Origin of the sequence: Aequorivita antarctica (genome assembly GCF_007997155.1) — a bacterium.
In the GTDB taxonomy this organism is placed as follows: Bacteria; Bacteroidota; Bacteroidia; order Flavobacteriales; family Flavobacteriaceae; genus Aequorivita; species Aequorivita antarctica.
In genome coordinates this window covers 20,804-45,320 of record NZ_VORT01000014.1, presented here as the reverse complement: position 1 = coordinate 45,320, position 24,517 = coordinate 20,804, and the positions used below count along the sequence as shown (strand labels likewise).

22 protein-coding genes and 1 tRNA gene are annotated in these 24,517 nt (G+C 37.8%); 9 read left to right on the top strand and 14 right to left on the bottom strand.

The features are described 5' to 3' along the window. The first annotated feature begins 5 nt into the window (after positions 1-5). The gene (locus tag ESU54_RS15665; protein ID WP_111845392.1) at positions 6-725 is read left to right on the top strand and encodes a head GIN domain-containing protein; all 720 of its coding nucleotides are present in this window, start codon (positions 6-8) and stop codon (positions 723-725) included. Positions 726-874: 149 nt separating this feature from the next. After that, a complete protein-coding gene (locus ESU54_RS15660) occupies positions 875-1,306 on the top strand; it encodes a hypothetical protein (protein WP_111845391.1) in 432 nt (143 codons plus the stop codon). A 71-nt stretch (positions 1,307-1,377) separates the two neighbouring features. On the opposite strand, the gene trxB is transcribed toward ESU54_RS15660, so the two are convergent. Further along, the gene (gene trxB, locus ESU54_RS15655) at positions 1,378-2,340 is read right to left on the bottom strand and encodes a thioredoxin-disulfide reductase (RefSeq protein ID WP_111845390.1); all 963 of its coding nucleotides are present in this window, start codon (positions 2,338-2,340) and stop codon (positions 1,378-1,380) included. Between the two features lie 93 nt (positions 2,341-2,433). Beyond that, positions 2,434-3,957, bottom strand: a complete 1,524-nt coding sequence (mqo, locus tag ESU54_RS15650) for a malate dehydrogenase (quinone) (protein WP_111845389.1) — start codon at positions 3,955-3,957, stop codon at positions 2,434-2,436. A gap of 275 nt (positions 3,958-4,232) precedes the next feature. Here mqo and ESU54_RS15645 point away from each other — a divergent pair. Then, positions 4,233-4,306: transfer RNA gene (locus ESU54_RS15645), tRNA-Pro, on the top strand. Between the two features lie 176 nt (positions 4,307-4,482). Here the strand turns inward: ESU54_RS15645 and ESU54_RS15640 are convergent. Further along, a complete protein-coding gene (locus ESU54_RS15640; RefSeq protein ID WP_111845388.1) occupies positions 4,483-5,427 on the bottom strand; it encodes a YeiH family protein in 945 nt (314 codons plus the stop codon). Continuing rightward, the gene (locus ESU54_RS15635) at positions 5,424-6,563 is read right to left on the bottom strand and encodes a mechanosensitive ion channel family protein (protein ID WP_111845387.1); all 1,140 of its coding nucleotides are present in this window, start codon (positions 6,561-6,563) and stop codon (positions 5,424-5,426) included. Before ESU54_RS15635 ends, ESU54_RS15640 begins: the two co-directional genes overlap by 4 nt. Positions 6,564-7,070: 507 nt before the next feature. On the opposite strand from ESU54_RS15635, the gene ESU54_RS15630 reads away from it, so the two are divergent. The 6 genes from ESU54_RS15630 (at position 7,071) to ESU54_RS15605 (ending at position 15,003) form a co-directional block, all read left to right on the top strand. After that, positions 7,071-9,095 carry a cation:proton antiporter gene (locus ESU54_RS15630; protein ID WP_111845386.1) on the top strand — a complete coding sequence of 675 codons (2,025 nt, stop codon included), beginning with the start codon at positions 7,071-7,073 and terminating at the stop codon, positions 9,093-9,095. Positions 9,096-9,341: 246 nt separating this feature from the next. Further along, positions 9,342-10,706 carry an oxygen-independent coproporphyrinogen III oxidase gene (hemN, locus tag ESU54_RS15625; RefSeq protein WP_111845385.1) on the top strand — a complete coding sequence of 455 codons (1,365 nt, stop codon included), beginning with the start codon at positions 9,342-9,344 and terminating at the stop codon, positions 10,704-10,706. A 77-nt stretch (positions 10,707-10,783) separates the two neighbouring features. Beyond that, the gene (locus ESU54_RS15620; RefSeq protein ID WP_249041334.1) at positions 10,784-12,094 is read left to right on the top strand and encodes an alginate export family protein; all 1,311 of its coding nucleotides are present in this window, start codon (positions 10,784-10,786) and stop codon (positions 12,092-12,094) included. A gap of 29 nt (positions 12,095-12,123) precedes the next feature. Beyond that, a complete protein-coding gene (nirK, locus tag ESU54_RS15615) occupies positions 12,124-13,590 on the top strand; it encodes a copper-containing nitrite reductase (RefSeq protein ID WP_111845384.1) in 1,467 nt (488 codons plus the stop codon). 86 nt (positions 13,591-13,676) lie between these two features. After that, positions 13,677-14,369 (top strand): formylglycine-generating enzyme family protein, encoded by a 693-nt coding sequence (locus ESU54_RS15610; RefSeq protein ID WP_170253298.1) that lies wholly within the window; start codon positions 13,677-13,679, stop codon positions 14,367-14,369. Between the two features lie 13 nt (positions 14,370-14,382). Continuing rightward, entirely contained in the window at positions 14,383-15,003 is a 621-nt protein-coding gene (locus ESU54_RS15605) for an SCO family protein (protein ID WP_111845382.1), read from the top strand. Positions 15,004-15,033: 30 nt separating this feature from the next. Here the strand turns inward: ESU54_RS15605 and ESU54_RS17885 are convergent, their stop codons facing one another. From ESU54_RS17885 to ESU54_RS15560, 10 genes are all read right to left on the bottom strand, one after another. After that, complete coding sequence (locus ESU54_RS17885) at positions 15,034-15,171, bottom strand: hypothetical protein (RefSeq protein WP_170253297.1); 138 nt, start codon at positions 15,169-15,171, stop codon at positions 15,034-15,036. A 12-nt stretch (positions 15,172-15,183) separates the two neighbouring features. Further along, positions 15,184-15,921, bottom strand: coding sequence for a sulfite exporter TauE/SafE family protein (locus tag ESU54_RS15600; protein WP_111845381.1), 738 nt, complete (start codon positions 15,919-15,921; stop codon positions 15,184-15,186). Positions 15,922-15,982: 61 nt separating this feature from the next. Next, positions 15,983-16,429, bottom strand: a complete 447-nt coding sequence (locus ESU54_RS15595) for a FixH family protein (protein WP_111845380.1) — start codon at positions 16,427-16,429, stop codon at positions 15,983-15,985. A gap of 21 nt (positions 16,430-16,450) precedes the next feature. Then, the gene (ccoG, locus tag ESU54_RS15590) at positions 16,451-17,872 is read right to left on the bottom strand and encodes a cytochrome c oxidase accessory protein CcoG (protein WP_111845379.1); all 1,422 of its coding nucleotides are present in this window, start codon (positions 17,870-17,872) and stop codon (positions 16,451-16,453) included. 119 nt (positions 17,873-17,991) lie between these two features. Further along, complete coding sequence (locus ESU54_RS15585) at positions 17,992-18,969, bottom strand: cbb3-type cytochrome c oxidase N-terminal domain-containing protein (RefSeq protein ID WP_111845378.1); 978 nt, start codon at positions 18,967-18,969, stop codon at positions 17,992-17,994. An 85-nt stretch (positions 18,970-19,054) separates the two neighbouring features. Further along, the gene (locus ESU54_RS15580) at positions 19,055-19,252 is read right to left on the bottom strand and encodes a CcoQ/FixQ family Cbb3-type cytochrome c oxidase assembly chaperone (protein ID WP_111845377.1); all 198 of its coding nucleotides are present in this window, start codon (positions 19,250-19,252) and stop codon (positions 19,055-19,057) included. A 2-nt stretch (positions 19,253-19,254) separates the two neighbouring features. After that, entirely contained in the window at positions 19,255-21,456 is a 2,202-nt protein-coding gene (ccoN, locus tag ESU54_RS15575) for a cytochrome-c oxidase, cbb3-type subunit I (protein ID WP_111845376.1), read from the bottom strand. A 13-nt stretch (positions 21,457-21,469) separates the two neighbouring features. Beyond that, positions 21,470-21,676 carry a cbb3-type cytochrome oxidase assembly protein CcoS gene (gene ccoS, locus ESU54_RS15570; RefSeq protein WP_111845375.1) on the bottom strand — a complete coding sequence of 69 codons (207 nt, stop codon included), beginning with the start codon at positions 21,674-21,676 and terminating at the stop codon, positions 21,470-21,472. A 57-nt stretch (positions 21,677-21,733) separates the two neighbouring features. Then, positions 21,734-24,145, bottom strand: a complete 2,412-nt coding sequence (locus ESU54_RS15565) for a heavy metal translocating P-type ATPase (RefSeq protein WP_111845374.1) — start codon at positions 24,143-24,145, stop codon at positions 21,734-21,736. 95 nt (positions 24,146-24,240) lie between these two features. Further along, positions 24,241-24,450 (bottom strand): YgaP family membrane protein, encoded by a 210-nt coding sequence (locus tag ESU54_RS15560; RefSeq protein WP_111845373.1) that lies wholly within the window; start codon positions 24,448-24,450, stop codon positions 24,241-24,243. Positions 24,451-24,517: the final 67 nt, after the last annotated feature.

The window sequence follows — 24,517 nt, the reverse complement described above, 5'->3', positions numbered from 1 at the left end:
AAGATATGAAAACAACAAGCTTTATTATCGCTTTAGGCGCGGCCCTTGTTCTAAGCGCTTGCAACCTTAATATTAATACTGGTGAAAACGGAAACGGAAAAGTAGTGACTGAAGAACGCGAGGTAAACGCAGATTTTACCGAAGTGCGTGGCAGTGCCGGACTAGATGTTTATCTAACTCAAGGTGACGAAAATAAAATTGTAGTAGAAGCTGATGAAAACTTGCTTCAATACATTGAAACTGATATTGAAGATGGAAAACTCCACATTACAACTTCCGAAAATATTGGGCATTCCAAAGCAAAAAAAGTATATGTTACTTTTAAAGAGATCAATACTATTGAAGCTAGCAGTGGGGCTGATGTAACTGGGAATTCTGTAATAAAAAGCCAAAATTTGACCCTTAAAAGCAGTAGCGGTGCAGATTTGGATGTGGAAGTTTTTGCACAGGAATTAATAGCAAAAACTAGTAGTGGTGCAGATTTAAAAATTTCAGGAAAAGCTTCTTCTTTAAATGCAGATTCCTCCAGCGGAAGTGAATTGGATGCAAAAGAACTTTTAGTAATCAATTGCAATGCTGAAGCTTCCAGCGGCGCAGAAGTAACCATAAACGTACAAGAGAAACTAGAAACTCACGTTAGCAGTGGTGGTAATATAAATTATTACGGAAATCCTATTTCGGTAAACAGCAATGAAAGCCATTCGGGCAATGTGAACAAAATGTAAAGCTATCGACAATACTTTATTTTATAAATCCCGAATTGCCAAAAAGGCTTAACAGTTTCATAAAACTCTGTTAGGCCTTTGTTCATTTATAATAATTTTAAGAGGATTTCTTCGTTAATACTACATCTTTGAGAAAAACAAAAGAAATTATGAAAAGAATACTGATATTATTAGCAATAATTGTATTTGCATCCTGCAGTTCTAATGATGACTCTGGCAATGTAAATACAAACGAATTTGAACCAATTAAAACCACCCTGCCACAAGGTGAATGGATGGTTAGTAAATTAATTGATGGTCAATCAGACCATACTACAGATTTTGAAAGTTTTATTTTTAATTTTAGTGAAGATGGAACTGTCGCAGCAACAAATGATCTTTTTACCGAAAGTGGAACCTGGGCATATGACAATTCTTCCAATAGCGCTGAAAAATTGGTGCTGCTATTTAGTGAGACAACTCCTTTTGATGAAATTAATGACGACTGGGATATTGTTTCCGTGAGCAATTCCAAAATCGAACTCTCAGATGTAAGTGGCGGAAATGGCGATGTTAAACTCTTGACATTTACGAAATTGTAAATCGATAATTTCTAGAAAAATAAAAAGCCGCTTCAAAAGCGGCTTTTTATTTCATATTTAGAGAGGGTTATTTACGCAGTAACTTCTGTTTCAATAGTAGCTAGGTAACGCTCCGCATCCAAAGCTGCCATACAACCAGTTCCAGCTGCAGTCACCGCTTGGCGGTATTCTTTGTCCTGCACATCGCCACTGGCAAATACGCCAGGTTTATTGGTTTTGGTAGATTTTCCTTTGGTAATCAAATAACCAGTGTCGTCCATCTCCAACTGACCTTTAAAGATGTCAGTATTCGGCTTGTGGCCGATTGCGATGAAAAGACCTGTAATTTCTATCTCTTCTTTTTCGCCAGTTTCATTATTGATCATTCGTAAACCTTCCACAACTGTATCACCTAAAACCTCATCGACTTCAGTATTGTAGCGAACTTCTAAATTTTTGGTATTGTTCACTCGGTGTTGCATCGCTTTTGACGCTTTCATAAAGTCTTTACGCACAAGCATTGTTACTTTTCTGCAAATGTTAGCCAAATAAGTAGCTTCTTCAGCAGCAGTATCCCCAGCCCCAACGATTGCTACATCTTGATTTTTATAGAAAAATCCATCGCAAACCGCACAGGCAGAAACTCCACCCCCACGCAATTTCTGCTCACTTGGCAAGCCTAAATACTTTGCAGTAGCCCCAGTTGAAATAATAACGGTTTCGGCTTCAATTTGAGTTGAATTGTCTACGGTAATTTTATGGATTCCGCCAACTTGATTACTGAATTCAACATTAGTTACCATTCCAATTCTAACTTGGGTTCCAAAACGTTCAGCTTGTTGCTGCAGTTGAATCATCATTGTTGGGCCGTCAATTCCTTCGGGATACCCGGGAAAGTTATCAACCTCAGTCGTCGTTGTTAACTGTCCGCCAGGTTCCATTCCTGTGTACATAACAGGCTTTAAATCGGCACGTGCCGCGTAAATGGCTGCAGTATATCCTGCTGGCCCAGAGCCAATGATAAGGCATTTTATTCTTTCAATAGTTTCGCTCATGATGTATTGCTTCAATATTTTTTTCGAATGGTAAAAATAACAACTTTAGAAGGAATGTGCCGCTAAAAGTTATGAAGAATTGTTATATAGCCATTAGACGCCCTTATCACTTTTCTTCGGAAGGTATATTTGGAGCGTTTCCGAACATTCATAGCGAAGGTTTTTGAATTCTTCTTCATTATTTTGAATCGTTTTGTTCCAAAAGGGTATCATTTCAGAAAGCTTTTGTTGCCATTCTTGGGACTTTGCTTTTTCTGGATAGGCAAAATGCAGTAGATTAATCATAATGTCAACAGCCACTGAAGCGCCAGGTGAAGCTCCCAAAAGCGCGGTAATCCTACCGTCTTTACTGTGCACTACTTCGGTTCCAAATTCAAGTGTACCACCTTCCTCTTCATCGCGTTTTATAATTTGTACACGTTGTCCTGCTATCTTTAAGTCCCATTCAGAACTCTTTGCATCCTTCACAAACTTCCGAAGTTCCTCCATCCTGTCCTCATGATCCATGCTCACTTGTTCTAGAAGATATTTTGTGAGTGGAATATTATGCCAAAAAACACCCCAAATAGACGGAATGTTATCCCATTTGATGCTTTTGAAAAGATCAAAAAATGATCCCTCCTTTAAAAATTTAGTGCTAAATCCAGCAAAAGGCCCAAATAACAGCTCTTGTTTTCCATCAATATAGCGCGTATCCAAATGCGGCATCGACATTGGTGGAGCTCCCACTTCGGCTTTGCCGTAAACTTTGGCGTGATGTTTTTTAATTACGATTGGGTTGTTACAGATAAGCCATTCCCCACTTACTGGAAAACCACCGTAACCCTCTTTTTCTTCAATTTCAACTTTTTGGAGCAAAGGCAATGCGCCGCCACCGGCGCCAATAAAAACGTGTTCGGCATCACAATGTATTTTTTTATTAGTTTGAAGGTTTTTTATTTTTATCAACCAGTCTTTCCCTTTTGTAGGATCTACATCTTCAACTTCGTGTGAAGTATAAACAGGAGTATTGAATTGATCTTCCAAAATTCTGAAAAAAGTACGCGTAAGCTCACCGTAATTCACTTCCGTTCCCAACTCCATACGTGTTGCGGCAATTTTTTCGGAGCTGTTTCTTCCTGTCATCATTATCGGAAACCACTTTTCCATTTCGTTGAAATCTTCTGAAAATTGTATTTCTTCAAATAGTGCATATTTCCGCATTTCGGTAACTCGTTTCTTCAGAAACGCTATGTTATTTTCGCCTTCAACCCAACTATGATGCGGCACGGGGTGTATAAAATTTTTAGGGTTTTCTATAAAGTTATTATTTACTAAAAAAGACCAAAACTGTTTCGATTTTTCAAACTGTGAACAAACTTGAATTGCTTTTGAAACGTCAATAGAGCCATTTTCATTTTCATGCGTATAATTCAATTCACAAAAAGCGGAATGTCCAGTGCCGGCATTGTTCCAAGCTGCAGAGCTTTCCAAAGCCACCCTATCTAGCCTTTCGAGAATGAGAATTTTGAGGTTCTTATCTATTAGTTTCAGCATCAATGCCAAGGTGGCGCTCATAATTCCACCGCCAACACAGATTAAATCATATTCTTTTTCGAAGGGTTTATTTATTGCCATTACTTTTGAAGTTTACTCAAAATTAAACAATCAAATAAAGCTTTGCCCTTAAAGAAGTATTAATACTTTTTTGAATTGAAAACCTCACAAAATAATTGAGTATTTATTACAAAAGCAACTTGCCTAACTTTATAATTTGGTTATTTTTGCCTTTCCATTTTCAGAATTCGGGATGTAGCACTTCGACAGGCTCAGTGTAAACTGCACCACACGAAGATTCTGATAATAAACAGGTAATTGCACTTAATTTAAAAGTGTTAATTTAAAGCATCATTCGGGATGTAGCGCAGCCTGGTAGCGTACACGTCTGGGGGGCGTGGGGTCGCAAGTTCAAATCTTGTCATCCCGACTTTTTTAAAGAAGACATCTTTCTCGGTGTCTTCTTTTTTTTGGGCGGTATTGTTCTTTGGCGTAGCCATAAGTGCAATGGCGTATGGCGAACCCTAAGCAAGTTCAAATCTTGTCATCCCGACTTATAAAAGACATCAATTCTGGTGTCTTTTTTTATAATAATAATGACATTTTTTACAGCGAAATTATAACCAAAATTGAGCTTATAGAAATAAAAACCCAAAGGGAAACCCCAAGAATCATTGGTTTCCAGCCTGCTGACTTTATTTTATCGATAGAAAGTCCAGCGCCAATCAAAAATAAGGTAAGCACCAATAATGATTTTGAAATATTGGTGATGCTTCCAGTAATAACGGCAGGAATGGCAAGATAGCTGTTCATAATAATTGCCAAAATAAAAAGGAAGATGAAATAAGGTATTTTAACGCTTTTCCCTTTTCCTTTAAAAAGAAATACCGATAATATTGATAGCGGAATTATCCAAAGTGCTCTCGCCAACTTGACCGTAGTTGCAACTTTTAAAGCTTCTTCCCCAAAAGTATAGGCGGCACCAACCACTGAACTAGTGTCGTGAATAGCGATTGCACACCAAAGCCCAAACTCGTGTTGGCTCAACCCAAAAAGATGACCCAAAGGCGGAAAAACGATAAGGGCGATGGAATTCAACAGAAATATTACACCCAAAGAGATTGATATGTCTTTTTCCGAAGCATTTATAACTGGCGCTACGGCTGCAATGGCACTTCCACCACAAATAGCCGTTCCAGAACTGATAAGGTGGCTACCCTTGCGATCCATCTTTAAAAGTTTCCCCAAAAAATAACCGAGAATCAAGGTTGCAGAAATTGAAAATATAGTCAAGATAAATCCATCTTTTCCCGCTGCCAAAGTTTCTTTTAAATTCATACCAAAACCCAACCCGACTACTGCTATTTTCAAAAGCCAATTTACCGCTTTACTGTTAAGCGTTAGGAATGGATGTCCTAAAAAATATGTAAAAAGAAATCCGCCAACCAAAGCCACAGGGCTACTAACATAGCCCAAAATGCAAAGTACCATACAAATTATGAACAGTACTTTTACTAGTGTTTCATTTTTGTTGGCAAGCTCCTTCTTCATTTATTAGTTTCTTTTTTTATGGTTTCCTTTTCATCATTTTGTCTCTCCTCGCTTTCTTTTTCCTTTTTCATCACGATAGTGCGGTATGGAAAGGGAATCTCAATTCCTTCATTGTCAAAGCGTTTTTTGATGCTTTCCAGAAGGTCGCAGCGCATATCGAAGGATTCGGTATAATTGCGGGCCCAAGCCCATGCACGAATAGTTATCGAGGATTCATTTAAAGAAATAAGCGCTGTCCGAACCACTGGCTTTGCATCTAAAATATCGGTGGCCGAGCGGTTGTCCATAATGTAAGGATGTTTTTCACATTCCTCTTGCATTATTTTTTTTGCCAAATCAATATTACTGTCATAAGAAATTCCTATTTCTATACGTTCACAGATTTTCATTTCGCCCAGGTCGTAATTGATCAGTTTCTCCTTGTTGATAATAGCGTTGGGAATGATGATCATTTTATTATCATAATTGCGGATTACGGTGTGACGAAGGGTAATATCTACAACGGTGCCAACCATTGAGTCTGTTATTCTTATTATATCGCCAATCCTGAAAGGCTTGAAGGAAATGATAAACACCCCGCCCACTAAGTTTGCCAATGCTTCCTGTGAGGCCACCCCAGCAATAAGCGCAATGACCCCAGCCCCGCCAAGGGCGGTCTGTGCTACCCCTTTTAAAGAGGGAAACGCCAAAAGCGCAAAAAGAATACCTGTAATATATATTCCAATGATAGCCACGTACCGTAAAAATTTAAAGCTTGTGGGATCTTCCAGATTTTGAATTTTTCTAATAATACTCATTCGGAACCAAATATTTGTGGAAGCAGCACCAACTATGGTTGCAATGGCCACAATTCCCAAATAGAGAATCAATTTAAAGTTGTGTTGGAGCGCGGCGTATTTTTCTTCATTTACAAAAAGAAAACTTAGTAGTATCAAGCCTAAAACGAGCCAAAGTGCATTAAGGATTCGCTTTACCCAATTTACGGCTTTTGGATTTTCATTGGGGTATTTTTTTTTCTCTTGTTTCAGCAACCATTTGTGGAGCAAATTGGTAAGAAATTGCAATGCAAATACGGAGCAAACAACTATTAACGCATAAATAATATCTGATTTATATGTCTCGAAAATTTCTATCATAAGCTTTAAAAAATCTTTACTATTTCTATCTCAATTCAAGCTATAATTATCTTGGAATTGGTTTGATGTCTTTCCTCTTTTCACAAATCAAATAAATTACCCACAAGATAGGATAAATGAACTATCCCAGGTAAGCGCAATAATGATAAGAGAAACCAATTGTTTTTAATAATCCCCCCCAATTGGTTACCGCTACTTTTCAGAAGATTTTTAGGTGACAATTGAAAGAGCAAATTTAAGTTTTTTATTAAAGAGACTGAGATAAATGGGCTATTAATACCAATACAAACTGCGCATAGCATTTTAGAAATTGGCATTGAATACCAATCCTAAAACAAAATTTGGTGAAGAAGTCAGAATGCAATGATTTTTTAGTTATGACAATTGTTAACATTAACTTTTATATGCAATAACAGATGTATATTCGTGGTTGATAAATTCTGTTTTGAAAGAAGCTGAAGTTTACAAAAAAAATGTTTTTGTTTATTCCTTTCACACTTGTAAGCAATGGAAGTCATGCTCAGTAAACTCGGAGAACAGTTTCAGTTACCCCTACATAATCCAGTATTAATTTTCTCACTGGTATTGTTCATCATTTTATTGGCTCCCATATTATTGAACAGAATTAGAATTCCTGGAATTATAGGGTTAATTGTATCGGGAATTATTATTGGTCCCGCGGGTCTGAACATTTTGGAAAAAAGTCTTTTTGTGGATGTTTTTTCGACTATAGGACTTTTATACATCATGTTTATTGCAGGACTGGAATTGGATTTGAACGAGTTTAAAGCTACCAAAAACAAAAGTTTAATTTTCGGACTTCTCACATTTTCCATTCCCCTCTCGATTGGCTTTCCTGTCTGCTACTATCTCTTAGATTTTGATTTTAATGCGAGTTTCCTTACCTCAAGTATGTTTGCAACCCACACATTGGTAACCTATCCAATAGTGAGCAAGCTGGGAGTGTCAAAAAATATTGCTGTTGCTGTCACTGTTGGAGGTACAATTTTAACAGATACAGCAGTACTTATTCTGTTGGCAGTGATTCTGGGGTCTCATAATAATGGGCTTACCCAAGAGTTTTGGATACGTTTAGTGATCTCACTTATATTATTTTCAGCTTTTATGTTTCTTGTTATTCCCAGAATTGCAAAGTGGTTTTTCAGAACATTGGAAAGTGAAAAGTATTCACACTATATTTTTGTGCTTTCCGTGGTTTTCTTTTCAGCGTTTTTAGCAGAGATTGCGGGCTTAGAACCCATAATTGGAGCGTTTGTGTCTGGATTAGCACTCAACAAGCTTATTCCCCACTCCTCTGCCCTGATGAACCGAATTGAATATATTGGCAATTCCTTATTTATTCCTTTTTTCTTAATAAGCGTGGGAATGATCGTTGACATTAGTGTTATTTTGAGCGGACCAATGGCACTTATAATTGCTGGAACGCTAACGGTTGTTGCCATTTTTGGAAAATGGACTGCCGCTTTCTTTACGCAATTGTTCTTTGGATTCTCAAAAGGACAACGAAAATTGATTTTTGGTTTAAGCAGTGCGCATGCTGCAGCTACTTTAGCAGTAATTTTAGTGGGATATAAAGCGGGGATTCTCGATAGTAATATATTAAATGGAACAGTAGTTCTCATCTTGGTTACTTGTATTGTCGCTTCCTTTGCAACGGAAAGTGCTGCCAAAATGATTATACAAGAATCTGATGGGGAAGAGCAAGTTCTCTTAAATTCTACTGTAAATAAAGAGCAAATTCTAATCCCTATTGCAAATATGATAAATATTGAAAAGATATTGGAATTTGCAGTTTTGGTTAAAGAAAGGAAGTCCAAAAACCCACTGTCCATCTTAACTGTGGTTCCCAATACGGATGAAGCAGAAAAAACAATCCTCAAGGCAAACCAGGGTTTGGAAAGATTTATAAATGAAACAGCAGCTTCAGATACACAAGCAAATATTTTAGCCACTATTGATCATAACGCCGCCACTGGTATATCGCGAACCGCTAAGGAAATAATGGCTGATCTTATTTTATTGGGATGGCCTCAAAAGACCGGATTTTTAGATAAACTAATCGGTGATAAAATGGAAAGTATCCTGGAAAGTACTGATAGAACTCTTTTAATATGCGATTTTGAAATGCCTTTGGTAAACCACAAAAGGTTATTTATGATTGTCCCGCCCAATGCTGAATTTGAGGAAGGTTTTGCCATTTGGTTGAACAAGATATCCAGGTTATCCCTGGAATTATCCATTCCTATTAGTCTCCATTGTGTCGATGCGACCCATACAGCCATTTTGAAATTTGCCGAAGAAAATAAAGTAACCTTGAATTTGCAATTTCAGCAGTTTAAGGATTGGGAAGATTTTTTCATTCTTTCCAATCAGATTAACGATACGGATTTTATAGTAATGATCTCCGCGCGAAGAGGGTATGTCTCCCATTTTGGATATTTGGACCGCCTTCCAGCTAAGTTGGAAAGACATTTTCCCAATTTAAGTAAAATGGTCATTTATCCACAATAGCACAATACTTATAATCCAGCGTCAAAATTTTCAAAAATTAGCATTCGAGAATATCTCTAAACGATTGGTCTGCTACTCCAAAGGCTACCCCTCACCCCATTTACAAATAAAGGATTCTATATTTAATTACTGGTTGTAACTGTTACTTCGTACTACTCACTAAAAAAATTGCCGGTAGTTCAACTGACATTTATCATTTCATAGTTTCATTAGCAAAAGTAATTTTGAACCAGAATTCAAAAAGCCATGCAAAATAGTCTAGTTTCAAAATACAACGTTCCTGGTCCACGATATACTAGTTATCCCACAGTTCCTTATTGGAACAATGCAGATTTTTCGTTGAGCGAATGGAAGAAAAACATCGTCCAAAGTTTTTCGGAAAGCAATTCCAGTGAAGGAATAAGCCTTTACATTCACCTTCCGTTTTGCGAAAGTCTCTGCACTTTTTGTGGTTGTAACAAACGTATAACCAAAAATCATAGCTTTGAAACACCCTATTTGGAATCTGTTTTAAAAGAGTGGCGGCTTTATACAGAAATATTGCCGGAGCGACCCATTATAAAAGAATTGCACCTCGGCGGAGGCACACCCACTTTTTTTTCAGCTGAAAACTTACGATTGCTGTTAAAAGGAATTTTTCACGATGCCAAGATGGCCGAAAATCCTTCTTTCAGCTTTGAAGGGCATCCAAACAACACTAAGGGTGAGCATCTACAAACACTTTTTGATTGTGGTTTTACGCGAGTAAGCTACGGCGTTCAGGACTACAACCCAACGGTTCAGATTGCAATCCATAGGCTTCAGCCGTTTGTGAACGTGAAACGCGTAACGGAAACCGCACGTGAAATTGGCTACACTTCCGTAGGCCACGATATTATTTTTGGATTACCATTTCAGAAAAAGGAACACGTAATTTATTCCATTGAAAAAACGAAGGAATTGATGCCGGACCGAATCGCATTTTATAGCTACGCACACGTGCCGTGGATAAAAGGAAATGGCCAACGCGGTTTTAAAGATGAAGATTTACCCAGTGCTGCGGAAAAACGCGAAATGTACGAAACCGGAAAACGGATGTTGGAAGAAGCCGGTTATATAGAAATCGGGATGGATCATTTCGCCCTTAAAACCGATAGTCTGTTTAAAGCTGTGGAAGACAAAAAGCTGCATCGCAATTTTATGGGTTATACCGAAAGCAAAACCCAATTGATGCTGGGTCTTGGCGTTTCTGCCATTGGTGACAGTTGGTACAGCTTTGGCCAGAACGTAAAAAATGTTGAAGAATACCAAGATTTGGTAGAACAGGGTATTCTTCCCGTTTATCGCGGTCATATGCTCAATGAGGAAGATCTAATTATTCGCAAACACATTTTAAATATGATGTGCCGTTTGGAAACTTCTTGGGAAGACCAATCGCTTCAATTTAAAGAATTGCCCGATGCGCTTCTTAAACTGAAAGAAATGGAAGATGACGGTTTAGTTAAAATTGGCGCTACAAAACTTCAAATTACAGAAAAAGGACGCCCCTTCGTTCGCAATATTTGCATGGCCTTTGATGTCCTTTTAAAACGCAACCAGCCAAACACCCAACTTTTCTCGATGACAGTTTAGCTAATTGATTTAAAAATCTACTAATTTTTAAATATTGACAACCGTCATATTTTGCTTTAAATACAAATCGGACATTTGTGTCAGAATTAAAGTCAACAGCTGTTATGAGTTTTATTAAAAGTATTCTATTAGTAGCACTATTTTTTGGAATAACAAATGCCTATTCACAATTTACAATAGATGCAGAGTTACGCCCTCGTTTTGAGTTTCGTCATGGCTATAAAACACTTTATCCAGACAATGTAGATCCCGCAACTTTTGTTTCGCAACGTACAAGGCTAAATTTTGGATATAAAACGGAAAAACTTCATTTCTATTTAAGCTCACAAGATATAAGAGTTTGGGGCGATGTGCCACAACTAAATGTAGCAGATGAAAATGGATTTTCATTACACCAGGCTTGGGCAGAAATTTTATTAGTTCCAGAGTTATTCTTAAAAATAGGCCGTCAGGAAATTATTTATGATGACCAGCGTTTCTTCGGAAATGTAGGCTGGGCACAACAAGCTAGGAGCCATGATGCAGCCATCTTTAAATTTGAACCCAATTATATGAAGTTGCACTTTGGTGCAGCATACAATCAAGATAAAGAAGCCTTAACAGGAAACATTCTTAAAACCAATACCTATAAAAGCCTTCAATATGTTTGGCTTCAAAAGGATTGGGAAAAACTATCGGCAAGTTTTTTGTTTTTAAACAATGGCCTGCAATACATTGATGAAACGGACGAAGCCAATAATGATACTCGTTACAGTCAAACCGCTGGAGTACATTTAAAAACAAAAGTGAATAAATTCAATTTTTCATCAAACCTTTATTATCAACTTGGAAAAGATGTTTCCAATAATGATTTAAGTGCCTACCTGCTTTCTTTGGAAGCCAATTATTCTGTAATGGAAAACCTCAACCTTGGTTTAGGTGGTGAATTGCAAAGCGGAAATGATTATGGAGCACCAGATAATAAAAAAAATAAAGCTTTCAACCCGCTTTATGGCACCAACCATAAGTTCAATGGGTTTATGGACTATTTCTATGTTGGCAATCATATTAACAATGTTGGTTTGGTTGATTTTTACGGAAACGTAAAATATTCCTTCAACAAAAAATCGAACATTAATTTGGCCCTTCATCAATTTTTTTCCGCGGCAAAAATAGCTGACGAAACATCGAAAAACTTGGGGTTTGAATTGGATTTAGTAACTTCGCATACATTGAGTGAATATGTGAATGTCCAAGCAGGGTATTCGCAATTTTTTGCACGAGAAGGGATTGAAATCATAAAAAACAATTTTGACGGAAATGCCAACAACTGGGCTTGGGTCATGCTGACCATTGATCCAGTTCTTTTCACTTGGCAAAAACAAGACCTTGAAAAAATTAACCAATAAATAAAGTCAACTTATAAAAAAACCAACCAATGACATTAAATGTAAAAAGAATTTTTGGAATCAAATTGCTGCTGGGCTTGGGCACAGTAGCGTTTCTTTCTGGCTGTATTAATGACCAGTCAGACAAAAAATACAATGACACGGTAGATATTCCCGTGAACCAAGAAATGATTGCAGAGCTTACTTCTCCACCTAACGTTCCAACTCCCGTTGGAAAACGTATGGCAAAAAAACTGATCGTTGATCTTGAAATTCAAGAACGTGAGGGCGAAATGACCAGTGGTGTAAAATATGTTTATTGGACTTTTGGCGGAACCGTTCCCGGAAGTTTTATCCGCACTCGTGTGGGTGACGAGGTTGAGTTCCACCTTAAAAACCACCCAGACAACAAACTTCCACACAACATTGACCTTCACGCAGTGAACGGTCCCGGCGGTGGAGCAGAATCTTCTTTTGTAGCTCCCGGTCACGAAAAAGTATTTTCTTTCAAAGTGCTTAATCCAGGATTGTATGTTTACCATTGTGCTACAGCACCAGTAGGGATGCATATTGCTAACGGAATGTATGGTCTAATTTTGGTTGAGCCAGAAGGTGGTTTATCACCCGTTGACAAAGAATACTACATTATGCAAGGTGATTTTTATACCGAAGGTAAATATGGCGAGCGTGGCTTACAAGCGTTCGATATGCAGAAAGCCATAGACGAAAATGCAGATTATGTGGTCTTTAACGGAAGCGTTGGAGCGATGACTGGCGACAATGCTATTACCGCAAAAGTTGGAGAAAAAATACGCCTCTTTGTAGGAAATGGTGGGCCTAACTTGGTTTCTTCATTTCACGTTATTGGAGAGATATTCGACAAGGTTCATGTAGAAGGTGGAAGTTTGATCAATGAAAATGTGCAAACTACACTGATACCTGCTGGAGGTGCCGCAATAGTAGAATTCAGAGTGGATGTTCCTGGAACTTTTATTTTGGTAGACCACTCAATTTTTAGGGCTTTCAATAAAGGTGCTTTGGCGATGTTAAAAGTAGAGGGTGAAAAGGATAAGCGAATTTATTCTGGCGAAATTCGCGATGGTATCTACCTTCCTGAAGGTGGTGCAATTCAGTCTATGCCTAACGGTACAAAGAAAACTCCAAAAGAAGAAGTTAAAGCATTGAGTTTTGAAGAAAAAATGAAATTCGGAAAAGACAAATATATGGCTACTTGTGTTGCCTGTCACCAAGCAACCGGTCAAGGAATTGAAGGGGCTTTCCCGCCCTTGGCAAAATCAGACTATTTAAATGCAGATGTTGACCGTGCTATTGATATTGTATTACACGGAAAAACTGGTGAAATAACTGTAAACGGCAAAAAATACAACAGTGTAATGACCGCCCAGGCGCTTAGTGATGAAGAAGTATCAAACGTACTAACTTACGTTTATAACAGTTGGGGAAACTCCAAAAAAGAAGTTACACCCGCAATGGTTGAAGCCGTTAGAAATAAATAAAAATATTGTTTAAATTGAAATTTTATAGCACCGCCCTTTTCTTAATCCTTTCATTTTTTTGTGAGTTAACAGCGCAAAATGATAAAATGGTTTTAGTAAAAGGCGGTGTTTATTTACCGCTATATGGTGCCGAAAATAAAACTATCAAGGTTGATCCGTTTTTGATGGATATATATCCAGTAACAAATGCCGATTATTTAAAGTTTGTGGAAGAATATCCACAATGGAAAAAAAACAATATCAAAGGTTTGTTCGCCGACAAAAGCTATTTGACAAAATGGAAAACAGATGATATTTATAGCGGCCTGCCAAATGCCCCAGTAACCAATGTTTCGTGGTTTGCCGCAAAAAAATACTGCGAATGTCAAGGCAAACGTTTACCAAAAATGGACGAATGGGAATTTGCGGCTATGGCAAATGAGAATGTTCCTGATGCAAGAAAAATAGAAACTTATAATCAATACATTCTTAGTTGGTATGAAACTCCAAAAACCTTCAGTAATCCTGTTGGAGAAACTTTCAAGAATTATTGGGGAATATACGACCTTCACGGTTTAGTTTGGGAATGGACTTTAGATTTCAATTCCGTATTGATATCTGGAGAATCTCGAAAAGATGTAGATAAAGATTCCAACCTCTTCTGCGGTAGCGCTGCAATCGGAGCTTCAGACTTAATGAATTATGCTGCTTTTATGCGTTACGCATTCCGAGGAAGTATGAAAGCCCGCTATTCTTCACAAAACTTGGGTTTTCGCTGTGCGAAAGATGTTGAAAACTAATAAATAACAAAAGATGAAAAATTATAGATATGTAGCAATGGCAATAGCTTTGTTAACCATTTTTTCGTGCAAAAACACTTCAGAAAAAAACACAAGCACTGCTGAAATTAAAAAAGAAAAAAAAGTGGAAGGTGATGAAATTCCCGAAATGTCCATTTACAATCTTCCCTCCCATTGGACTTCCCAAAATGATGAAAAAATTGAACTAAAAGACCTGCAAGGAAAAGTGGTGGTTATGGTTATGATCTACACCACTTGTAAAGCTGCTTGCCCACGTTTGGTGGCCGATATGCGCAATATTGAAAAACAAATACCCGATGAAAAAAAGGACGATGTTCAATATGTTTTCGTGAGCATAGACCCAGAAACAGATACTCCCGAAAGACTAAAGGCCTTCGCTAAAGAAAACGAGATGGAAGATGAAAAATGGCTGTTTTTGCGCGGCACCGAAGGAGACACACGCGAATTTGCCGCAGTTCTTGCCGTTAATTACAAACAAATTTCACCAATGGACTTTTCGCATTCAAACATCATCAGTGTTTTTGACCAAAATGGTGAAATGGTTCATCAACAAGAAGGTCTTGGTGTAGACAACAAAGAAACGGTAAAAGCCATTATTGACTTGGCGAAATAGATTTTTTATATGAAAGGAGATGAGAAGTAATTACTCATCGTCTTTCTTTTTCCCGCTAAACACAAAGTTGAGCACAATGGCGGTAAGAACAACACACAATACTGCAAAGAAAATAATGATTGCGGTTCCCATACCCCAATTGGCAAGTGGTAAGATTGAATTTGTCATAGTTTAAATATTTTAATGGATATTGAATGTTTTGCTTTCTATAGTTGTACTGTCACAGTTGTAATTTGAATCCACGGTTTCTGTAATCGGTTTTGGCGATATATAAGGAATTCCCAAACCTAAACCGCGAACGATAAAAAGACAGCCAATTATAACTACAAAAACTGGAATGGCCTTTCGGATTTTTTGGCGCACTTGCGCGTTTAAAAAATTTCCAAGATAAATGGCCGAAGTCATCAAAGGAATTGTTCCCAGCCCAAACACTGCCATATATAAACTTCCCTGCAAGGCATTTCCCGAAGCAATTGCTCCAAAAACAGCCATATAGACCAAACCGCACGGTAAAAATCCATTTAAAAATCCGATGGTCAAAAAAGTATCTGGGGTTTTCTTTTTGAGCTCCTTTCCTAGGGCAGATTTCACTTTGGAAATGACTCTATAAACAGGTTTTGAAAAATTGTACTTATTAAATGTTTTCTGAGGAATGAAGATAACGGCAAGCATCAAAACACCAATTAATATTGAGAGCTGCTGCTGAAAACCGAATAAATTTAAACTTTTTCCTAACAAACCAAAAATCAATCCTATAATACTGTAAGCCAATATCCTTCCAAAATGATACAGAAAAATCTGCCCAACTTTCTTTACATTATTAGTCCGATTCACCGGCAACAAAAAAGCGATAGGCCCGCACATCCCCACACAGTGGAAGCTTCCCAATAATCCGAATATAAGAGCCGTTGCTAGCATTTTAATAATTATTGATTAACGCTTGGTGGTTGTTGATCGTTGAAAATCTAAATTCATTTACTCAATAAACAATTTCGTTTTTATACAGATAGTCCTTTCCTTCATAGGTCCATCGAACTATTGTATTCCATCGACCGGCAACCAAACTTGCTTCAGGTATGAGTAAATTTGGACCTGAAAGCTTCAGTGGAATTTGAAAATCCAATTCTTTGTTTGACGGTCTATAAAGTAATACCGTACCTTCTATTTTTGAATAATCAATATTTTTGGGAAAAGTAAGCATCCATCCTTCTGGAGTTTTTGTTCCCGAGATACTTCCTTCCAATAAATTAGAGTTTTCCTCGGCATCAATTTCTTTTTGATAGACCATTTCTTTTTTATAATATTCTTCGGTCACCAAATCATAATCATACTTTTTGTCTGTGCTTATCTTTATAACGAAATACATGATGAAAGCTATAAAAAGCACCAATACAATTACTAATCCTGTGCCCCAATTTATTTTCATAACTTTCTATTTATAGTTGAATTATTTATAACTTCTTGGTCCCAAAAACGTAACGCTCGTAGTTTCAATTAAATCTTTGCCACTGTAAACTTCAATTACCGCACGATTTTTATCCCCGCTTAAAACTGAATTGTTTATTTCAATAAAGAGCGTTCCTTCTGCCAAATTCTGCGCGGGAACTATAATTTCCCCCTGTTTTACAGCGTGGATTGTTCCTTTTGGAGATTTCAGTTTAAAGTGAATATTTTCAATATTCTTCGTGGTTTTATTCAGTAATTTATAGGTAAAAACATTGCTAATAATGTTGTCTGCCTTGTGTTCGTATAACTGACCTGGAAGACGCAAAATATTAGCTTCTACATCGCTTCTCAAAAACAGCATACCAGTAAGCACACCAATCAAAATCACCAGAACCGCTACATAACCTTTCAATCGTGGCGTGAACTTAAATGGTGCTTTCTTTTCAATATTTTCTTCACTGGCATAGCGAATTAATCCCTTCGGAAGGTTTACCGCTTCCATAATACTGTCGCATTCATCAATGCAGGCTGTGCAATTAACACACTCTAACTGCGTACCGTTTCGAATATCAATACCTGTTGGACAAACATTCACACATTGAAAACAGTCTATACAATCTCCTTTTCCGGATGCTTCGCGGTCCTCATTTTTCTTGAATTTAGCGCGTCCCACTTCCTTTTCGCCACGTTTGTGGTCGTATGCCACAATAATGGATTTGTTATCGAGCAAAACACCTTGCAATCTACCATAAGGGCAAGCTATAATACAGACCTGCTCACGGAACCAAGCAAAAATGAAATAGAAGACCGCAGTAAAAACAAACAGCGAAATAAGGGTGCTGATGTGGTCTAAAGGTCCTTCAAAAACGTATTGTAATAGTCGGTCGCTACCTATAAAATAAGCCAGGAATATATTCGCAATCAAAAATGAAATGATAAAGAATACAATCCATTTTAAAACACGTTTTCTAATCTTTTCCGCATTCCATTTTTGTTTTGCCAAACGGATCTGAGCGCCGCGATCGCCATCAATCCAGTATTCTATTCTTCGGAAAACCATTTCCATAAAAATAGTCTGCGGGCAGATCCATCCACAGAAAATCCTTCCAAAGGCGGCGGTAAAAAAGATAATGAAAACCACGCCGATAATCATCATAATTACGAACAGGTAAAAATCCTGTGGCCAAAACGGAAATCCAAAAATATTGAAACGTCTCTCCAACACGTTGAACAGCAAAAATTGATTGCCGTTAATTTTCACAAAAGGCGCAGCGAACAAAAATGCTAGCAGAAAATAACTTACATATTTTCGGTATTGGTACAATTTGCCCGAAGGTTTTTTAGGATAAACCCATGCCCTTTTACCTTCTTCCGTTACCGTTCCTATACTGTCGCGAAACCTTTCGTTTTCTGGAGTATCCAATTAGATTTTAGATTTATGATTTTAGATATATGATTGCAGAATTTTGGATGTTTAGCGTAAGGTATTTTTTCCTTCAGCATTCAACAATCGTTAATCAGCAATCGTTAATTTTAAAAAATTTATTTCCCCGGTTGTATACTATCAATAACAGGATCGTTTGTCATTTTCACTTCTATTTCAGTAGAATCAACTTGTTTTACCTGTACATTGTCAACCGGAGCATTTTCATCAACCCAAATATCACCCTCCGGATCTTTTGGATCTACTGGGTTGGTACCGTGAAGACTCAAAACATAACTGGCCACTTGTGCCATTTCGCTAGGTTTAAGATCTGTTTTCCAGGAAATCATTCCCTTTCCGGCACGGCCACCTTCGCTGATTGTATGGAATACATTCTTGATTCCACCGCCTAAAATCCAATAATCATCCGTTAGGTTTGGACCAATTCCACCGCCACCCCCTACTTTGTGACAGGCCACGCAATTGGCTGTAAAAACGGCTTCACCGGCAGCAAGATCAGCTGATTCGGTTAAAAGTTCGACAGTATTTACATCAATTAAATCTTTGTTGTTTTTTTTGAATTCTGCAACATCCAATTTTGCTTGCGCTACTTCAGTTTCGTATTCATCAACTTGGTTGGGGCCATTAAAAACTTGAAAGCGTACTAAGTAAATAGCTGCAAAAATTATAGAAGCATAAAACATATATACCCACCATGGTGGAAGTTTATTATCCAATTCGCGGATACCGTCATAATTATGGTCCAAAACGATTTCCTGCTCGCTTGTAATTGGTTTAGCGCCGAGCATATCTTTATACTTTCTTTTGAACCAACCAAAACGGTTTTGTTCCCGCAAAGTTTCAGCAGCTAGGTAGTTTGCTTTGGCTTCTTCGCTAAGGCTACCAAATAGAATGCGCTGCAATGCTGCTGCAATAATTTCCAAAGCAATGGCGAAGAAAAACACCATTCCCAACACGGCCCAAATAATTGGATATTTCACAATTGCCCAATCTTCACCGGAATCTACTGTTAGTTCCAATAGAAAAAAGGCGAGGATCATAAATCCAATGACCCTTATGTATGAAGCTGTTTTCATCTTTATATAATATTTGTTTGGTTAGTGGAAGATGGAATGCCCAAATGAGACATCTTCAAAAATTTTAGATATGTGAATAGGCATTTCATAACGAGTTGTCGTTTTGTTCATTAGTATCATCTTCCAATGGGATATTGCTCACTTCGGAAATGTGCTCTTTTTTTGCTGTGATTACCCAATAAAAAAGCACCACAAAAAAGACGAAGAATATTAAAAGTGAAATCATTGGATATATTTGAACATTATCAATGTTTTCGAGGTTTCCTTTTATAAATCTCAACATAACTATTCTGTTTTGGCTGAAGTATCTTCAGCGTTATTTACTTTAATATCAGTTCCCAGGCGTTGCAGATAAGCAATCACCGCTACTATTTCACGATTTTTCATCTCTATGAAATCCTCGCCGTTATCCTGTGCATATTTTTTACTGGCTTCATAAGAACTAACGAAATCAGGGTCGCTGTAAAGGTTCTTCTCTATTTTGGTTCCTTGTTCGTCCATCCACTTTTGGGCGTTGGTTATTTCCTCTTCCGTATAGGGAACTCCCAACATAACCATAGTTCGCATTTTTGCCTCTGTATCTGATTTATCCAATTCTGAATTTATCAACCAAGTGTAGCGGGGCATAATAGAACCTGAAGACGTACTTTGTGGATCATACATATGGTTCAAATGCCAGTTGTCTGAATACTTTCCACCTATGCGGTGCAGGTCGGGGCCTGTACGTTTACTTCCCCAAAGAAATGGATGGTCGTAAACATATTCACCAGATTTGGAATATTCACCATAACGTGCCACTTCACTCCTGAAAGGTCGGATCATCTGAGAGTGGCAGCCAACGCATCCTTCCCGAATATATATGTCTCGGCCTTCCAGCTCTAGTGGTGTATAAGGTTTTACGCTGGAAATTACCGGCACATAATCATCTACCATTAAAGACGGGATAATCTGTACCATCCCACCAATCAAAATAGCGATGGTTGCATAAATTGTCAATTTAACAGGACGACGTTCCAACCAAGTATGGTAACCTTCACCAGAAGTTTGTAGTTTAGTTACGGGTGCTAAGGGTGCGGCTTCGGCAAGTTCATCAGTAACCTTACTACCTCTTCTAGCTGTCATTACAATATTGTATAATAAAATGAAAGCTCCTGTAATGTATAGCGTTCCACCAATGGCACGCATAGTGTACATTGGCATAATTTGAGTAACTGTTTCTAGAAAATTTCCATAGGTTAATGTTCCATCAGGATTGAACTGATTCCACATGGAAGCCTGCATAAATCCTGCAACATACATTGGCAACGTATACATAATAATACCCAAAGTACCTATCCAAAAATGCGCGTTTGCCAATTTAATAGAATACAATTTTGTTTTGAAAAGACGCGGCACCAACCAATAAATCATACCAAAGGTTAAGAAACCATTCCATGCAAGTGCGCCAACGTGAACGTGCGCTATAATCCAGTCGCTAAAGTGAGCTATCGCGTTTACGTTTTTAAGAGAAAGCATTGGCCCCTCAAAAGTTGCCATACCATACCCGGTAATTGCCACAACCATAAATTTTAAAACTGGATCAACACGTACTTTGTCCCAAGCCCCACGAAGCGTCAAAAGACCGTTAATCATACCACCCCAAGACGGAGCTAAAAGCATTACTGAAAAAGCAACCCCCAAGTTCTGCGCCCATTCTGGAAGTGCGGAATATAAAAGGTGGTGTGGCCCTGCCCAAATATAGATGAAGATCAAAGACCAAAAGTGAACTATGGAAAGACGGTAGGAATATACCGGTCTGTTCGCCGCTTTGGGTACAAAATAATACATTAATCCAAGGAAAGGTGTGGTAAGGAAAAATGCCACAGCATTATGCCCGTACCACCACTGCACCAACGCATCCTGTACTCCTGCATACATAGAATAACTCTTCAAAGCCGAAACAGGTATTTCCATGCTGTTAACAATATGAAGCACGGCAACGGTTACCCAAGTTGCCAAATAGAACCAGAGTGCCACATACAAGTGACGCTGGCGTCTTTTCACCATTGTCATTATTAAGTTTACTCCAAATGCAACCCAAATTACTGCGATGGCAATATCAAAAGGCCACTCAAGCTCAGCATATTCCTTTGAAGTTGTGTAACCTAAAGGAAGTGTGATTGCAGCGCCAACAATAATAGCCTGCCAACCCCAAAAATTTAGGTTACTAAGAAAGTCATTCCACATACGCGCTTTAAGCAGGCGCTGGGAAGAATAATAAACTCCAGCAAAAATTGCGTTCCCAACAAAGGCGAAAATAACGGCGTTGGTGTGCAAAGGTCGCAAACGGCCAAAACTAAGCCACGAAATACCTTCCGTCATGTTAGGGAACAAAAACATAAAAGCCAGCAATAAGCCGACACTCATACCAATGAGTCCCCAAAATATGGTCGCATTGATGAATTTTTTGACAATCTGGTTGTCGTAGTAAAACTGTTCTGTTTGCATAGTATTAATGGAATTATTTTTTTGGATTGGTTATTTTTTCTTTTGAAGTTTCACTTTTGGGCGAAGTACCTTCCTTTACAAGTTCATCTTCAAAAAGCATTCTTACGGAAGGTGTGTAAGTATCATCATATTGCCCTCTTTTAACCGAATAAATAAACAGAGCAAAAAAAATGAGCGCTACAAAAACACTGATTGCCAATAGCATATAAATAATGTTCATACCTGAAATTTATAATTCAAAAATATTATTGTGCGTCCCTTTAAAATATGACATCCGTCAACTTCGCTTATTTATATCCATTCTTAATTTCTTCCCAATATATTGGGTTGCTATTGTTGTAAAAACCACAATGCTTATGGAACTCAACGGCATTAAAATAGCAGCAACTACCGGACGTAAATGTCCCGTTACAGCAAAAGAAAGTCCTATTAAATTGTAAAGCAATGAAAGCAGAAATGCCCATTTTATAATTTTCACACTACTCTTTGAAAAGTCTAAATAATCTCCAATTTTTTTGAATTGGGAAGCATCAAGAATTCCATCACAGGCTGGTGAAAAAACGTTTGTATTTTCAGAAACAACAAAGCCAACATTACTCTGCTTCAAAGCTCCGGCATCGTTTAGACCGTCGCCTATCATCAATACTTGTTTTCCGTTTTGCTGAAGTGTTTTTATAAAGTTGAGTTTGTCGTCTGGTTTTTGGTTAAAGTAGAGTTTTGTGCCTTTGGGCAGTAGCGTTTCCAATCGTTCGCGCTCGCCTTCGTTATCGCCGGAAAGAACAATTACATCTTTATCTGTTCCCAATTGTTCAAAAATTTCAGAAACGCCTTTTCGGTATTCGCTATTGAAAATGTAGCATCCTTTATAAACGTGATTGGCGCTGATATGAACGGTTGTTCTGTTCTTTAATTCTGAGGTAATTTCATCATAAAAACCTACAAATTCATAGGAACCAACTTTGATGGAATTGTCATTGAAGGTTGCTGAAATCCCCTTCCCCACTTCTTCTTCAAAATCATCCAGGGTTTGAATATTGTTCTTATCCAAAATATTGTAGAGTGAGCGGCTAAGCGGATGGCTGGAAGCTCGCAGGGTGTTGGTAAGCAATTGTTTTTCCTCACTTGAAAGCGCAACGCCTTCGTATGTAATCAGGTTTTTTTGATTGGTGGTGAGGGTGCCCGTTTTGTCGAAAACAACAGTGTCTACTTTTGCCATTTGTTCAATTACCGAAGTTTCCTTTAAATACAGTTTTTCCCTTCCGAAGATTCGCAACACGTTCCCCAAAGTGAATGGCGCCGCCAATGCAATAGCGCATGGACAGGCAACAATCAATACTGAAGTGAAAACATTAAAAGCCTTTGAAGGATCAACTACCAACCAAAAAAGGGAAGAAATAAAAGCCACGGAAAGAATAGCAACTGTAAATCGTTTGCTGATACTGTCTGTGAGCGATTCAAAAATTCCCGTTTTGTCCTTGCTAAAAACGTCGTTGCTCCAAAGTTGGGTCAAATAACTTTGTGCCACGGGTTTTAAAACTTCTACTTCCAAAATTCCAGCCTGTTGTTTTCCGCCGGCGAAAAGTTTATCGCCACTTTGTTTTGAAATTGGCTCGGCTTCGCCGGTAACAAAACTGTAATCTATGAGGGCATTTCCTTTTATTAAAATGGCATCAACCGGAAGAATTTCGTTATTGCGAATCAACAATCTATCGCCTTTTTTTACGGTGTAAACCTCAGCTTGTTCCTCGACGGTTTTTCCTTCGGAATTTTTGAAAAGTTTGGTAACGGCGATGGGGAAATAGGATTTGTAATCGCGCTCAAAAGATAAATAACTGTATGTTTTCTGTTGAAAAAATTTCCCGATCAATAAAAAGAAAACAAGACCGGTCAAACTGTCGAAAAAACCGGAGCCCCAATTCATCGCAATATCCAAAGTGCTTCGTATAAAAAGAACCGCGATACCCAGAGCAATGGGAATATCAATATTTAAAATTTTAGAGCGAAGTCCTTTGTAGGCCGAAGTGAAATAACCGCTACCACTATAAAAAACAACGGGTAATGAAAACGCAAACATCAACCAACGGAAAAAGGGTTTGAATTGATCCAACCAAAATTCTGAATGTTCAAAATATTCGGGAAAAGACAGAAACATCACATTTCCAAAGGCAAAGCCAGCAATTCCCAGTTTATAGATTAGACTGCGGTTGATGTGTTTTTCCTTTCTTTCAGAATCTTCTAATGAGATATAGGGTTCGTAACCTATTCGGCTTAAAAGAATTACCAAATTCTTTAGCGAATTCTCTTTCGCCGTAAAAGTTATACGTACTGTTTTTTCCGGAAAGTTTACTTGTGATGATTTTACAGAAGGATTGAGTTTGTTTAAATTTTCAAGTATCCAAATACAACTGCTACAATGGATTGAAGGTATTAAAAAGGAAACAATCTGTGTAATGTCGTCGTTAAATTCAAGTAGTTTCTCAACAATGGTTTCATTGTCGAGAAAGTCATACTTTCCGGCTATTTCTTTTGGGGAAATGCCTGGTGTTTTTTCAAGATCGTAATAATAACTTAAATCGTTGTCGTGCAGAATATCAAAAACCGTTTTGCAACCATAGCAGCAGAAGGATTTCTCCTCATGCTTAATTTCAACGTCCAAACACGGATCGCCGCAATGGAAACAGTTTACCATCAATCTTAAATTTGCTCGTTATACCTTTTGCAAAGTTTAGTAATATACACATTTTAAAAAATGATAAATATCACAAAACCACTCATCCTGATATTTTAACTTTTCTTGATATTACAAGTGTTTATGCCAAAAAGTATATAAAGTGGGCAAAAGCTAACGAAACTGGTTAAAACAAAAATAGCAGAGAACACTAGCAATACAATAGCCAATGTTCCATCAATAATTTCAAAATAATACAAGGCCACCACAATTGCAGCTATAAGAAGTCTAAGTATACGGTCAAAGCCGCCCATGTTTTTTTTCATATCTCGAAATTTAATTGGTTTATAAAAATCAGTAAATGTGGCAATTAAAACAATTAAATATAAACAA

Bases quoted from the DNA above. Each gene is read 5' to 3' on its own strand.
- ESU54_RS15580 (WP_111845377.1), bottom strand. From the start codon at position 19,252: ATGTTGAGATTTATAAAAGGAAACCTCGAAAACATTGATAATGTTCAA.
- ESU54_RS15560 (WP_111845373.1), bottom strand. From the start codon at position 24,450: ATGAAAAAAAACATGGGCGGCTTTGACCGTATACTTAGACTTCTTATA.
- ESU54_RS15600 (WP_111845381.1), bottom strand. From the start codon at position 15,921: ATGCTAGCAACGGCTCTTATATTCGGATTATTGGGAAGCTTCCACTGT.
- trxB (WP_111845390.1), bottom strand. From the start codon at position 2,340: ATGAGCGAAACTATTGAAAGAATAAAATGCCTTATCATTGGCTCTGGG.
- ESU54_RS15595 (WP_111845380.1), bottom strand. From the start codon at position 16,429: ATGAAAATAAATTGGGGCACAGGATTAGTAATTGTATTGGTGCTTTTT.
- ESU54_RS15635 (WP_111845387.1), bottom strand. From the start codon at position 6,563: ATGATAGAAATTTTCGAGACATATAAATCAGATATTATTTATGCGTTA.
- mqo (WP_111845389.1), bottom strand. From the start codon at position 3,957: ATGGCAATAAATAAACCCTTCGAAAAAGAATATGATTTAATCTGTGTT.
- ESU54_RS15610 (WP_170253298.1), top strand. From the start codon at position 13,677: ATGGTTTTAGTAAAAGGCGGTGTTTATTTACCGCTATATGGTGCCGAA.
- ESU54_RS15605 (WP_111845382.1), top strand. From the start codon at position 14,383: ATGAAAAATTATAGATATGTAGCAATGGCAATAGCTTTGTTAACCATT.
- ESU54_RS15585 (WP_111845378.1), bottom strand. From the start codon at position 18,969: ATGAAAACAGCTTCATACATAAGGGTCATTGGATTTATGATCCTCGCC.
- ESU54_RS15665 (WP_111845392.1), top strand. From the start codon at position 6: ATGAAAACAACAAGCTTTATTATCGCTTTAGGCGCGGCCCTTGTTCTA.
- ESU54_RS15565 (WP_111845374.1), bottom strand. From the start codon at position 24,145: ATGGTAAACTGTTTCCATTGCGGCGATCCGTGTTTGGACGTTGAAATT.
- ESU54_RS15630 (WP_111845386.1), top strand. From the start codon at position 7,071: ATGGAAGTCATGCTCAGTAAACTCGGAGAACAGTTTCAGTTACCCCTA.
- ESU54_RS15660 (WP_111845391.1), top strand. From the start codon at position 875: ATGAAAAGAATACTGATATTATTAGCAATAATTGTATTTGCATCCTGC.
- hemN (WP_111845385.1), top strand. From the start codon at position 9,342: ATGCAAAATAGTCTAGTTTCAAAATACAACGTTCCTGGTCCACGATAT.
- ESU54_RS15640 (WP_111845388.1), bottom strand. From the start codon at position 5,427: ATGAAGAAGGAGCTTGCCAACAAAAATGAAACACTAGTAAAAGTACTG.
- ccoS (WP_111845375.1), bottom strand. From the start codon at position 21,676: ATGAACATTATTTATATGCTATTGGCAATCAGTGTTTTTGTAGCGCTC.
- ESU54_RS17885 (WP_170253297.1), bottom strand. From the start codon at position 15,171: ATGACAAATTCAATCTTACCACTTGCCAATTGGGGTATGGGAACCGCA.
- ccoN (WP_111845376.1), bottom strand. From the start codon at position 21,456: ATGCAAACAGAACAGTTTTACTACGACAACCAGATTGTCAAAAAATTC.
- nirK (WP_111845384.1), top strand. From the start codon at position 12,124: ATGACATTAAATGTAAAAAGAATTTTTGGAATCAAATTGCTGCTGGGC.